Source organism: Pseudoalteromonas lipolytica, assembly GCF_900116435.1.
GTDB classification, from domain to species: Bacteria; Pseudomonadota; Gammaproteobacteria; order Enterobacterales; family Alteromonadaceae; genus Pseudoalteromonas; species Pseudoalteromonas lipolytica.
In genome coordinates, this window is the sequence record NZ_FPAZ01000012.1 from 53,405 (window position 1) to 65,705 (window position 12,301).

Below are 12,301 nucleotides of genomic sequence, written 5' to 3' on the forward strand. Positions count from 1 at the left end.
TTCCTACTTATTTCGCTTCATCAATCGTAGCTTGCGTGTTTACCGCTGCGCATACCATTGCTTTATCAATACGTTTAGCCAGACCCGTTAATACTTTGCCTGGGCCAAATTCATAGCTTTGTGTAATGCCTTGCGCTACAAGGGCTTGTACAGTTTCGGTCCAGCGTACTGGGCTGTATAGTTGACGTACTAGCGCATCTTTAATTGCTTCACTTGATTGCTCTGCTTTAACGTCAACATTATTAATTACATCACACTTAGGTGTATTAAATGTTAAAGCGGCTAAATCAGCGGCTAATTTTTCTGCCGCAGGTTTCATTAACTCACAGTGTGAAGGCACGCTTACAGCAAGCGGTAAGGCACGTTTTGCACCTGCTTCTTTACACGCTTCTGATGCGCGCTCTACCGCGGCCTTGTGGCCTGCAATAACAACTTGGCCAGGTGAATTATAATTAACTGGTGAAACCACTTCGCCATTAGCCGATGCTTCACATGCGGCTTTAATTTCATCATCACCTAAACCGATAATAGCTGCCATAGAACCGGTACCCGCTGGTACTGCTTCTTGCATATATAAACCACGGTTTTCAACAAGCTTGACGGCTTCGCTTAAACTAACAACGCCTGCACAAACAAGCGCTGAATACTCGCCTAAACTGTGGCCAGCCATAACAACGTCTGCATCAGGGTTTGCTGCTAACCATTGGCGGTAAATTGCCACACTGGCAGTTAACAAGGCCGGTTGTGTACGATGGGTTTGATTTAATTCTTCTTCTGGACCATTAAGTACAAGTGCAGCTAGATCATAGCCAAGCGCGTCTGATGCTTCTGCAAATGTTGCTTTAACAATATCAGAATCGGCTAAAAGTTCAGATACCATGCCCACAGTTTGTGAGCCTTGACCTGGAAATACGAGTGCAATTTTATGTGCCATACTTTGCTCTTATCATTAAACAAAAAAATAATTCTTTCGTAGGCAGCATAACAAGTTTTTTAAATGCTGCACTACTTTATTGTTGGATGTGTTTGCTCAAAAATCGCAGCGATTTTTTCAGGGAGTTGGCGTTCGACTTCCCGCACGGCTTCATCTATAGCAGCATGGAACGCCTTTGCAGAGGCATTACCATGGCTTTTAACAACAATACCGCGCAATCCTACCAGACTTGCGCCATTATACTGGTCGGGGTTCACCCGCTTGTAGAGCTTTTTTATCACTGGACGCAATAAAAACGCCAAACATTTGTATAAAAAATGTTTGTGTAAGGCTTTCGTTAATTTATGCATGATAAGTTTGGCAATCCCTTCACAGGTTTTTAATGCCACATTACCTACGAATCCTTCGCACACAATCACATCGGCTTTGCCACTGAAAATATCGCTACCTTCACTGTAACCTGTGTAGTTGAGATATTTACATTGCTGCATTAGTTGTGCAGCTTGCTTTATTCCCTCATGCCCTTTGATGTCTTCAGAGCCAATATTTAATAAACTAACGCGAGGATTATCACAGCCAAGCGCTTGTCCTGCGACCACAGAGCCCATAATGCCAAACTGATAAAGTGTTTGCGCATCGCAATGCACATTGGCCCCTAAATCTAATAGATAAACGGGATCTTTTCGCTCAGTAGGGACGGCTGAAATAAGGGCTGGTCGTTTTACACCCGGTAGCATCTTTAATACATAATGCGCCATAAAAAATAACGCGCCAGTATTACCCGAGCTTACACAGGCTTGCGCTTCACCCGATTTAACTAAATCAAGGGCAACTCGCATTGAGGAATCTTTTTTTGAACGAACAGCTGAAGCGGGTTCACACGCATTAGTAACAACTTCACTACAATGACGAATGATTAATCGCGGATGAGAAAGCGAATCAAGCGCTTCAAGTTCTTTAAGAATAACTTGCTGATTACCACATAAGATCAGTCTTAAGTTGGTATTAGCATTTACCGCTCTTACGGCGGCGGGGATAGATGAACGGGGGCCGTAATCGCCCCCCATCATATCTAACGCTATGGTTAGATTGGTCAGCATATAGCAATCTCTTAGTTAGAAATTACTTTAACGCCTTTATAGTAACCGTCAGCAGTTACGTGGTGACGACGGTGAGTCTCACCAGAAACTTGGTCTACAGTTAAAGTTGGACCACTGATCGCATCGTGTGAACGGCGCATGCCGCGTCTTGCACGAGACTTTTTGCTTTTTTGTACAGCCATTAGTCTTCTCCTAAGAATCTTTCTTAAGTTGTTTCAAAATATCAAATGGATTTGGTTTGTCATCTTTTGCTGATAATTTACCAAAGCTTGTAGGCTCTGATGAATAACTGCACGAGGCTTCGTTGTGTGTAGGCACTATAGGAATTGCCAAAATCAGTTCGTCTTCGATTAACTCAAACACGTTGATTTCGCCATTTTCGTCCAGTTCTACTTCATCGTAACCTTCAGGAAGATGATCTGACTCTGCATCCAAACCGACTGGCGAATACACAAAGTCTTGATCCAAATCCAACCCTAATTCACCATTGCAGCGTTGACAAGTTACGGTTACATGTACTGATAAATTACCACTTATCACTACTAAACCCTGGTCATCAATTTTGCAATGAATCTTTACCGCTATTTCACCTGCTTCTTCCTGCACAACTTGCTCTAAACGAGAAAGTTTTTCAAGCGGTACAATACCGTCATACGTTAAACGATGTTGTGCTGCTTTGCTGGGATGAAGAGTGATGGGAATTTTCACCTTTTGCATAGGGGCTGCATCATATAGATAGTTAGTTGGTTAGTCAAAGTAAAAAACCAATTTTAGTCGGTTTTTAACGATCTTCTGCTTTGTTTTCGGATTCATTGTGGCTTATCCTTGCCAAAAGACATTTTATACCCAGAATATTTTATGAAACCAACACTTATATTAGCGTCAAGCTCACCATTTAGACAGCAATTATTAACTAAATTAAATCTACCTTTTGAAAGTTTTTCACCTGATATCGATGAATCAGCGCTAGAAAATGAAACGCCCTCGCAACTTGTTAAGCGACTAAGTGAGCAAAAAGCGCGTGTCGCAGTTGAACATTTTACCAATGGCTTAGTGATAGGCTCTGATCAGGTGGCCGTTTTCAACAATAAAATACTAGGTAAACCACACAATAAAGAAAACGCCGTTGCGCAATTATCCGCATTTAGCGGCCATACTGTGAGATTCTTAACGGGTTTGAGTGTCTTCGATATAGAATCAAATAACGCAATCACGACGGTTGTGCCATTCGACGTGACTTTTAGAACACTAACACTTGAGCAAATTGGCGCATATTGCGATGCTGAGCAACCTTACAATTGTGCTGGCAGCTTTAAAAGTGAAGGATTAGGTATTTGCTTATTTGACAAGCTCAGTGGCGATGACCCAAATACACTTATTGGCCTGCCACTGATCACATTAACTAAAGTACTGGCTGAGTTTGGTGTTGATGTACTGACTCTTCAGCATGAGATGTCAACACGCTAAGTAACTGCAAATACGAATCAACGACAGTAATCGGCGCATGTTGTTGCAACTGTGCCTTACTGTGGGCACCAAAGCTCACACCAATACAGGCTATACCAGCGGCATTCGCCATCGCCATATCCAATTGGCTATCGCCAATCATCACAGCATCACTTTTCGTTATGCCCTGCTCGTGCAAAATTTGCTCAAGCATATCAGGGGATGGCTTTGACATAGCATCATCTGAGCATTTTACGTTCATAAAATACTTACCGAGGCCCGACTCATGAAGTAATCTATCAATGCCTTCGCGTCCTTTACCAGTAGCCACAGCGAGCTCTATACCTGCGTCTCTTAACTGCGTTAGTACAGGTTCTACATCTGCGAATAGAGGTGTAGGTGTGACATCTAATTCACGATATTGTGCTTTATAACCTGCAACGAGTTCATCGTTTAAATGCAAATAAGCAGGAAAAAGTACTTCAGTGGCCTTGGTTAGCGACAAACCTATTACATCTTTCGCTTGTTGCTCTGATGGAACTGGAATACCTAAATCTCGCGCAGTATTTCGCAGGCAGGTCACAATTTTTGGCACAGAATCCATGACTGTGCCGTCCCAATCAAAAATAGCGAGTTTAAACCTGTTCATTATCAGCACGTAACTTTTTAATACAATTACTTAAAGCTTTATCTAACGGCGCTTCAACATGCATCGTTGTTTCGTTTTTAGGGTGGATAAAGCGTAAATCATGCGCATGTAAAAACAACCGATTTAACCCCGTTAACTTATTAACGTATTGATCAAATTCAGCCACACCATATTTATCATCACACGCAATTGGGTGACCTTTGCATTGCGTATGAACACGGATTTGGTGAGTACGCCCAGTCACCGGCGACGCTTGCACCAGTGAACACTCTGCATAACGCTCTAGAACACGGAAACGTGTGTGCGACGGTTTACCTTCGGTATTGTCTACACGCACCACGCGCTCACCAGACTTTAAAGTATTTTTACGTAAGCCTTCAGTGACGTTTTTAGTTTTCGCATCCCATTGCCCATCAACCAGTGCCCAATAATTTTTTTCCATGTTTTTTTCACGCAACTGCTGATGCAAGTGTGTAAGCACAGAACGGCGCTTTGAAATAAGTAAACAGCCTGAAGTATCACGGTCAAGACGGTGAACCAGTTCAAGGCTGCGCTCTTCTGGGCGAAGTACTCGCAGTGCCTCGATTAAGCCATAACTTAAACCACTGCCGCCATGCACCGCCATTCCTGACGGCTTATTAATCACCATCAAGTATTTATCTTCAAATAAAATGGCCTCTTCAAGCTGTTTAACCTTATCTAGCTTTTTCGGCACAAATTCATCTTTTTCGGCCACTTTTATGGGCGGAATACGAATAACATCATCAAGTTGTAATTTATAAACGGGTTTAATGCGCTTTTTATTTACTCGCACTTCACCTTTACGAAGAATTTTATAAACTGCACTTTTAGGCACACCCTTCAGGTGAGTAATAAGAAAGTTATCAATGCGTTGACCTAAGTGGTCTTCACCTATGGTAACAAATGATACTTGTAAGCCGGTTTTTTCTGACATTGCCTAATCACTGATTTAAGTAAATAATTTAGTTGCTAACGCGGTTGTAATAGTGGGATAATCACCGCTGCGAACATAAAGTTTGCAAGTAACAACGGTGCTTTTTACCACATTAAAACATTCGTGATGCATATTCTGGGTTGCCGATCATACAGATCCGCGCTAAGTTTTCCAAAGCTTTTATAATTACCCAGCCAACACGAGCGTTCAATTATCGGCGATGCGCGTAATATATTGCCTGCATAATTTGAGCACGAATGCTGATTAATGAATAGAAAAAGCAATTGAACAAGATAAATTGTCTGATAGTGACGACGTAACAACGTCATTCAGAGTAAGCTGTTGTAGCAAGACATTGAATTAAAATTTGAACATGGTCGACTTCGGAACAGAACTCGTAAATTAAAACCGTGAAAGACGCGGCAGTTTTGGCACCAAAAAGAATTTAATAACGTGACAACATGTTATTGTCAGCCACACCATAGACACGCTCAATGTAAGCGAACAACGTCGGTTTTTGATTTTAACCAGTCGTGAGATTGCACAAGAATAACCGTCAAAAACCACTGAACAGACGAAATGATATCGTCATGTCAGCGACAGAAATTAGTAGAGTAACAATATGAAACGTATGCTAATCAATGCGACGCAGCAAGAAGAAATGCGCGTTGCACTGGTTGATGGCCAGCGCCTGTATGATTTAGACATAGAGAGCCCAGGTCACGAACAAAAAAAAGCCAATATTTACAAGGGTAAAATTACCCGTATCGAACCATCACTAGAAGCAGCCTTTGTTGATTATGGCGCGGAAAGACATGGTTTCCTTCCACTGAAAGAAATTGCACGCACATACTTCCCACAAGGCTATACATTCCAAGGTCGTCCGAATATTCGTGACGTAATCAAAGAAGGCCAAGAAGTAATTGTTCAGGTTGATAAAGAAGAACGTGGCCAAAAAGGCGCGGCACTAACAACCTTTATAAGCGTAGCAGGCAGCTATTTAGTACTTATGCCAAATAACCCTCGTGCCGGCGGTATTTCACGTCGTATTGAAGGTGATGAGCGTACTGAACTAAAAGAAGCGCTAAGCCGTTTAGAACTTCCTAAAGGTATGGGGCTCATTGTCCGTACTGCGGGTGTTGGCAAATCATTCGAGGAACTAGACTACGACTTAAAAGCGCTTTTAGTTCACTGGGATGCCATTCAACAAGCTGCAGATAGCGGCCCTGCTCCATTCTTAATTCACCAAGAAAGTAACGTTATTTTCCGTGCTATCCGTGACTATCTACGTCGTGATATTGGTGAAATTTTAATTGATAAAGCCCGTGTTTTTGAAGAAGCTAAAGCGCATATTGAACGCTTCCGCCCTGATTTCATGAGCCGTGTTAAGCTTTATCAAGGCGATGTGCCATTATTCACACATTACCAAATCGAAAGCCAAATTGAGTCAGCGTTCCAACGCGAAGTTCGCTTACCTTCTGGTGGTTCAATCGTTATTGATCCAACAGAAGCGCTTACCTCTATCGATATTAACTCGTCAAAAGCAACCAAAGGCGGTGATATCGAAGAGACCGCGCTTAACACGAACCTAGAAGCCGCTGATGAAATTGCACGTCAATTACGTCTACGTGACTTAGGTGGTCTTATTGTTATCGATTTTATCGATATGACACCACCTCGCCACCAACGTGAAGTTGAAAATCGCCTAAAAGATGCTGCACGTCCAGACCGTGCTCGCGTACAAATAGGCAAAATTTCACGCTTCGGCCTTCTTGAAATGTCACGTCAACGCCTGCGTCCATCTCTAGGTGAAGCAAGCCAAGGTCCGTGTCCGCGTTGTAATGGTCAAGGCACTATTCGTTCAAACGAATCAATTGCATTGTCTATCCTTCGTTTAATCGAAGAAGAAGCAATCAAAGACAATACATCGCAAGTAAACGCACAAGTACCTGTTGCGGTAGCTGCTTACTTATTAAATGAAAAACGCCGTAGTGTGCACCGTATTGAAAAACGCCATAGTGTTGATGTGGTCATTATTCCAAATCAACACATGGAAACACCGCACTATGAAGTAGTTCGTTTACGCAAAGATGAAACGATTGAAACTGTTAGCTATGAGCAAGTCGTTGCACCAGAGCCAGAAGCATTTGAAATGGCTAAAGCACCCACAGCACCTGTTCGTGAAGAGCCTGTGTTAAAGGGTGTTGTTATGCCAACAAACCCAGCGCCACAAGCTGCTCCAAAAGCTGAACAACCAGCTCAAGACGTTAAGAAAAGTGACGGTGGTTTATTTGCAGCCATTGGTAAATGGTTTAAATCACTCTTCAGCAACTCTGAAGAAGAGACTGAAAAAGAGCAAGAAGAGAAAAAAGCGGCACAACAGCGCAGCAACAACCGTCGAAACAACGACAACCGTCGCAGAAGCAACAACCAACGTCGTCGTAACAACTCTCGTAATAAGCGTCCTTCAGACGTTGAAGCGAAAGAAGAGAAACCGGCCACTAATTCAGCTCCTGAGCAAAAAGAAAGTAACGAAAACCGTAATAAGCGCCGTCGCAATTCGACTAACCGAAAGCGAAATGAAAAGCGTACTGATGACGTAGAAACAACGTCAACAGAGGCAGTTCAAGAAACGCAAACGGAGCAACCGAAAGAGACTAAACCTAAGGTTCGCCGTCAACGTCGTAATATTCGTAAGAAAGTGCGTTTACAAGACGAAAATGCCGAGGAAGTAAAATCAACTCAGAGCAGTGATACTGTTCAGGCTGAGAAAACAGACAAAGCAGCAAAACCTGCCAAACAGGCGAAAGAAGCGAAAGACGATGTAGTACCAGAGGTTAAATCTGAAACGCCTGCACAGACTGAGGTTAAAGCAGAAAAACCTGCAAAAGCTGACGTTAAATCGGTTAAAGCAGAAGAAACCAACACACCGGTTGAGGAGCAAAATGTAAACGCTGAGTCAGTTGCTGATGATGAACAAGCACAGCCGCGCACACGCTCACGTCGTTCACCTCGTCACCTTCGTGCAGCTGGACAACGCCGTCGTCGTCCTGAGCAAGATGAAAAGCAAAATGAAGATAAAGGTGACACACCTGCCTTTATTCCTGTTGCGGATCAAGCTGCTGCTGAATATGAAGCTGAATTAAAAGCTAAACAAGCGCAAACTGAGCAACCAGTTGAAGCGCCTGAATCAGCTAACACTGATGAGCCAGTAAAAGCTGAAGAGCCAGTAAAAGCTGAAGAACCAGTTAAAGCTGAAGAACCAGTTAAAGCTGAAGAACCAGTTAAAGCTGAAGAGCCAGTTAAAGCTGAAGAGCCAGTTAAAGCTGAAGAGCCAGTAAAAGCTGACGAACCAGTAAAAACTGACGAACCAGTAAAAGCTGATGAACCAGTAAAAACTGACGAACCAGTACAAGCTGACGAACCAGTAAAAACTGAAGAGCCAGTACAATCTGAAGAGCCAGTACAATCTGAAGAGCCAGTTAAAACTGAAGAGCCAGTAAAAGCTGACGAACCAGTGCAAGCTGACGAATCAGTACAAGCTGAAGAGCCAGTAAAAGCTGACGAACCAGTAAAAGCTGAAGAGCCTGTTAAAGCTGACGAAGCAGTTAAAGCTGATGAACCAATGCAAGCTAAACAAGCACCTAACAATGAAAGAACAGTGTTAGTTAAGGGTTCAGCAAGCGCTGCAATGGCAAAACCTGCACCAGTTGCAGACAGCGAGCCAGTACCAACACCAGGTGCTATGGCACACGATAAGCGTGAAGCTATTCCAGACAGTGGTTTACGCGCAGGTTCAATTAAACCTGCCGGTAAAGCCCGTGCTGATATGGCTAAAACATTATCGGCTGACTAGTCTAGCTGTTATACGAAAAAAGCCGCGTTATGAAAATAACGCGGCTTTTTTGTTTTAGATTTTTGTTTTAGATATATACACTATATTTCGATTATTTGGGTTCCGAAGCCACTGGCGTATCCACCCACTAACACCTGACTCACACCTTGTTTGTCTGATCTAACGCATGCTGAGATATGTGAAGCACACCCCATAAGTCGTCCTTGTTCAAATTTGAAATGATTAATGTGTTCAGAATAAAGATGCTTAGTTAAGTAACAAGCAAGCGCACCACTCGCGCTCCCTGTTGCCGATTCTTCTGGAATACCCACTAAAGGTGCAAAGTTTCGACAACTTGCAGTCAGCTTTTCATGCGCATTGTAAAGCTCAAATGCATGCACACCAATCACTTCATGTTGTTTACAAAAATCACTGAGAGCAGCGTTATTAACTTCAATTTTATCGAGATAGCCCCGTGGTACAGGAACGATAATATCGGGTAAACCTGTTGTGATTACGTCTATCGGTAAAGCCGTTGATGCTAAAACCGCTTCATCAACCCCCAATAATCCAGCGACCTCATGATACGCAAAGCTGCCGAGATATTTAGGTAAGGTTTGCTCCATCGTAACTTGACCGTCATTGGCAATCGTTATTCCGAGTAGACCCGCTTTGGTTCTCTGCGTGTAATTACCCGCAGCTATCACACCTTGGTTGAATAGAGTCGAAAATACAGCAAGCGTAGCATGACCACAAAAATCGACCTCTTCTGTTGTGGTAAAAAATGACACCGAAAAATCGACCTCTTCATCGTCTGATACAAAGGCCGTTTCTGAAAAGCCCACGGCTTTCGCAATAGTCAGTTTTTCCGCATCAGAAAGTTTATCCGCATTGAATACAACACCGGCAGGGTTACCTCCGCTTCCATCTGCAGTAAACGAGTTAACTAAAAATGCTTCTACTTTCATTCACACAACTCTCTTTTTAGATTTAACGAATAAAAGCTACAGATAGTGTCAATATAAATAGTATTGTTATAGTCAGTACCAATATAGATATCACCGATATAGAGAGTACTGATATAGAGAGTACTGATATAGAGAGTACCGATATAGACGTTGAATATCCGTAGTTTTAATTTATAGCTTTGTGCCTTATTCTCAAACAGCACTATCAAATCTTGCGCTGTGCAACTTGTCTCACCTTATCTGTTGACGAGATGGCACTTTGGATATGTGCTGCAATCATAATGACTTTATTTAAATTTGCCTACAAACTAGCCCATTGTTGTTTCAGTCCTATTAGATGAACAACACCTAAAGATAAACAAATAATTGAACTCCAAATCCAAAACTCGGGAGTTCGACCTTGGGGTGACTTTACAAACAAAAAACCGACGATGCCCCGGGCAATATAAATGAACGTAATTAATATAAGCGCTAAACGCGTTAATGGGAGTTTGAAAATAATCCCAGCAGCAGAAAACGCATACATTGACCACATTGAGAGCACGAGTGTAATGCCACTGGTTATAAGGGTTGGTTTTATACTACCTTGCTCAGATAGTAGCGCCATTTGTTCCCCCGCACCAAAAAAGCGATACCACGGTGCGCCAAAATAAATACACCCAAGATGCAAAATTGCAACGATTCCACTTAATACACCTGCAATAATAAGAAATATATTCATGCTTTTAAAATCTCCTTGTAAACAACTCAATAGTCATAACAGAAAAACAATAGCATTAAAAAGCGAATAAAAATTTTAAATATTTTCGTGCTTATTTAACTTCTATTCGCCTAAATATTGCACAAGCCCTGCAAGTAAAAATGCCAACCACAGTAATGAGACTATTGCAGAAAATAACAAAGATGGTTTAACTGGCTTCCGTCTACATAAAGTCTTAATAGTGCTTAGAACACTTATAATGCCTATAAACGGAAAGCACAAAACTGTTAGTACTACCCTCAAGCTTGGCTCTGCGAAAAATAAAGAGAAAAAACTAGAACCTTTATCTTCGAACTGTTCAAGTTTTAATGTTATATAGTAAATATAAATGGGCAAACTAAAAATAATAAATATTAGAGCAAGAGAAAAATAAAGTTGATACATAGGCTAGACATCCTTTTCTAACTAAAACTAAATAATGGAATAATCAATTTGAGAAAAAAAGGGATAAAACCTTCTCATATTACCCACGGAATACTTTTGAAATGGATTAATTCTTAACTTAATATCACCTTCATCGAATAATCCTGTAGAATTAGCGACATGATAGATTTATTCAATAATACATTCTTCATGATGGGATTTCAGGATACTTTAAGAGCAGCCCATTATAAAGTGTGGCATTAGTTCTCCTAACTAACATTTTCATTTTAACAACTTGCTAAAAAATGGGTTAAATGTGCTCAAAATAAAGAGCTGTATTAAAAGAAATTTATAGCTCAGAACCTTTTCTTAGAATACGTCGTAATCTTCTCTGTAGATTAGCGGTTATTTTGTCTCTGTTACAGATAAATATTAATAATTAGGCAATTATATTTTTCAGCATCAGATAGCTTATCCGCATTTAATACAACGCCTGCAAGGTTCGCGACTGTGCCACCTGCAAATTTGCTACAAATGCAGATACCATCATTACACGCTTCTTTTATATAAATTAAATACTAAGGCCATTGCACTTGCTCCATAACGTAACGATATGACGCCAATGCTTTATAGATCGATATTAATATTGGCTGTTTTTTATAAACTACGTGAAATATCAATACAGGTAATTGCCAAATAACAACAATGCTAATCTGTATCACTAAAGCGATAAACACAAACTCTGTATTACCTAAGAAAAACAACAGCAACAGACTGCTATTAAATAGCAAAAACACCCACACACTGCGCAGTGCAGCCTTTTTCAGGGTTTGTAATTGCTGCTGATTCAAATCTGACACCATCAAAGTTGTTTGTTACACCCAAACATCATTCGCTGCGGTCAGTTCACCACCAGCCTCACCGGTATTTACCACGCCTTTCGGCTCAACAAGCATAATTTTACATTCAGTCTTCGCATGGGGTTTATGTTCAACCCCCTTAGGGATTACAAACATTTCACCTGACTCTAAATTTACAATGCCATCTCTAAATTCGATTTCTAGCTCACCTTCAATAACAATAAACACTTCATCAGTGTCAGGGTGATCGTGCCAAACAAATTCACCTTCAACTTTAGCGAGTTTAAATTGATAGTCGTTCATTTCTGCAATTACTCGCGGTGACCAATGTTCAGTAAATTTAGAAAACTTCTCTTTAAAATTAATTGCTTTGTAAGTCATAAAATCCCTATATAAATTTAATTTGAGGGTCGAGTAAACCTAAAGACACA

General features: G+C 41.3%; 12 protein-coding genes. 2 read left to right on the forward strand and 10 right to left on the reverse strand.

All coding sequences use genetic code 11. From position 1 onward, the window contains the following. Positions 1–7 precede the first annotated feature (7 nt). The 4 genes from fabD to yceD form a co-directional block, all read right to left on the reverse strand. Positions 8–934 carry an ACP S-malonyltransferase gene (gene fabD / locus BM378_RS13530; protein WP_036967973.1) on the reverse strand — a complete coding sequence of 309 codons (927 nt, stop codon included), beginning with the start codon at positions 932–934 and terminating at the stop codon, positions 8–10. A 71-nt stretch (positions 935–1,005) separates the two neighbouring features. Next, positions 1,006–2,034, reverse strand: a complete 1,029-nt coding sequence (gene plsX, locus BM378_RS13535; RefSeq protein WP_036967971.1) for a phosphate acyltransferase PlsX — start codon at positions 2,032–2,034, stop codon at positions 1,006–1,008. Positions 2,035–2,045: 11 nt separating this feature from the next. Beyond that, positions 2,046–2,216: a 50S ribosomal protein L32 gene (rpmF, locus tag BM378_RS13540; protein ID WP_036967969.1), complete on the reverse strand. Its 171-nt coding sequence runs from the start codon at positions 2,214–2,216 to the stop codon at positions 2,046–2,048. A 10-nt stretch (positions 2,217–2,226) separates the two neighbouring features. After that, a complete protein-coding gene (gene yceD, locus BM378_RS13545; protein WP_036967966.1) occupies positions 2,227–2,751 on the reverse strand; it encodes a 23S rRNA accumulation protein YceD in 525 nt (174 codons plus the stop codon). A 141-nt stretch (positions 2,752–2,892) separates the two neighbouring features. Between yceD and BM378_RS13550 the strand changes: the two genes are divergently transcribed. Further along, positions 2,893–3,501, forward strand: coding sequence for a Maf family protein (locus BM378_RS13550; RefSeq protein ID WP_036967964.1), 609 nt, complete (start codon positions 2,893–2,895; stop codon positions 3,499–3,501). On the opposite strand, the gene BM378_RS13555 is transcribed toward BM378_RS13550, so the two are convergent. Together BM378_RS13555 and rluC are read right to left on the reverse strand one after the other, a co-directional pair. Beyond that, entirely contained in the window at positions 3,437–4,129 is a 693-nt protein-coding gene (locus BM378_RS13555) for an HAD family hydrolase (protein WP_074989393.1), read from the reverse strand. The genes BM378_RS13550 and BM378_RS13555 overlap by 65 nt on opposite strands. Further along, entirely contained in the window at positions 4,116–5,084 is a 969-nt protein-coding gene (rluC, locus tag BM378_RS13560; RefSeq protein ID WP_074989394.1) for a 23S rRNA pseudouridine(955/2504/2580) synthase RluC, read from the reverse strand. Before rluC ends, BM378_RS13555 begins: the two co-directional genes overlap by 14 nt. 622 nt (positions 5,085–5,706) lie before the next feature. On the opposite strand from rluC, the gene rne reads away from it, so the two are divergent. After that, entirely contained in the window at positions 5,707–8,940 is a 3,234-nt protein-coding gene (gene rne, locus BM378_RS13565; protein WP_074989395.1) for a ribonuclease E, read from the forward strand. Positions 8,941–9,020: 80 nt separating this feature from the next. Here rne and BM378_RS13570 read toward each other — a convergent pair whose 3' ends face one another. The 4 genes from BM378_RS13570 to BM378_RS13590 all read right to left on the reverse strand — a co-directional run bounded on the left by BM378_RS13570 (position 9,021) and on the right by BM378_RS13590 (position 12,251). Continuing rightward, a complete protein-coding gene (locus tag BM378_RS13570) occupies positions 9,021–9,887 on the reverse strand; it encodes a PhzF family phenazine biosynthesis protein (protein WP_074989396.1) in 867 nt (288 codons plus the stop codon). Positions 9,888–10,188: 301 nt separating this feature from the next. Beyond that, positions 10,189–10,608: a hypothetical protein gene (locus BM378_RS13575; RefSeq protein WP_036967950.1), complete on the reverse strand. Its 420-nt coding sequence runs from the start codon at positions 10,606–10,608 to the stop codon at positions 10,189–10,191. A 980-nt stretch (positions 10,609–11,588) separates the two neighbouring features. Beyond that, entirely contained in the window at positions 11,589–11,861 is a 273-nt protein-coding gene (locus BM378_RS13585) for a hypothetical protein (RefSeq protein WP_143104586.1), read from the reverse strand. A 24-nt stretch (positions 11,862–11,885) separates the two neighbouring features. Next, on the reverse strand, positions 11,886–12,251 hold the full coding sequence (locus BM378_RS13590; protein ID WP_074989399.1) for a cupin domain-containing protein: 366 nt from the start codon (positions 12,249–12,251) through the stop codon (positions 11,886–11,888). Positions 12,252–12,301: the final 50 nt, after the last annotated feature.

Excerpts from the sequence above, each read along its gene's own strand:
- fabD (WP_036967973.1), bottom strand. The coding sequence starts at position 934 with ATGGCACATAAAATTGCACTCGTATTTCCAGGTCAAGGCTCACAAACT.
- plsX (WP_036967971.1), bottom strand. The coding sequence starts at position 2,034 with ATGCTGACCAATCTAACCATAGCGTTAGATATGATGGGGGGCGATTAC.
- rpmF (WP_036967969.1), bottom strand. The coding sequence starts at position 2,216 with ATGGCTGTACAAAAAAGCAAAAAGTCTCGTGCAAGACGCGGCATGCGC.
- yceD (WP_036967966.1), bottom strand. The coding sequence starts at position 2,751 with ATGCAAAAGGTGAAAATTCCCATCACTCTTCATCCCAGCAAAGCAGCA.
- BM378_RS13550 (WP_036967964.1), top strand. The coding sequence starts at position 2,893 with ATGAAACCAACACTTATATTAGCGTCAAGCTCACCATTTAGACAGCAA.
- BM378_RS13555 (WP_074989393.1), bottom strand. The coding sequence starts at position 4,129 with ATGAACAGGTTTAAACTCGCTATTTTTGATTGGGACGGCACAGTCATG.
- rluC (WP_074989394.1), bottom strand. The coding sequence starts at position 5,084 with ATGTCAGAAAAAACCGGCTTACAAGTATCATTTGTTACCATAGGTGAA.
- rne (WP_074989395.1), top strand. The coding sequence starts at position 5,707 with ATGAAACGTATGCTAATCAATGCGACGCAGCAAGAAGAAATGCGCGTT.
- BM378_RS13570 (WP_074989396.1), bottom strand. The coding sequence starts at position 9,887 with ATGAAAGTAGAAGCATTTTTAGTTAACTCGTTTACTGCAGATGGAAGC.
- BM378_RS13575 (WP_036967950.1), bottom strand. The coding sequence starts at position 10,608 with ATGAATATATTTCTTATTATTGCAGGTGTATTAAGTGGAATCGTTGCA.
- BM378_RS13590 (WP_074989399.1), bottom strand. The coding sequence starts at position 12,251 with ATGACTTACAAAGCAATTAATTTTAAAGAGAAGTTTTCTAAATTTACT.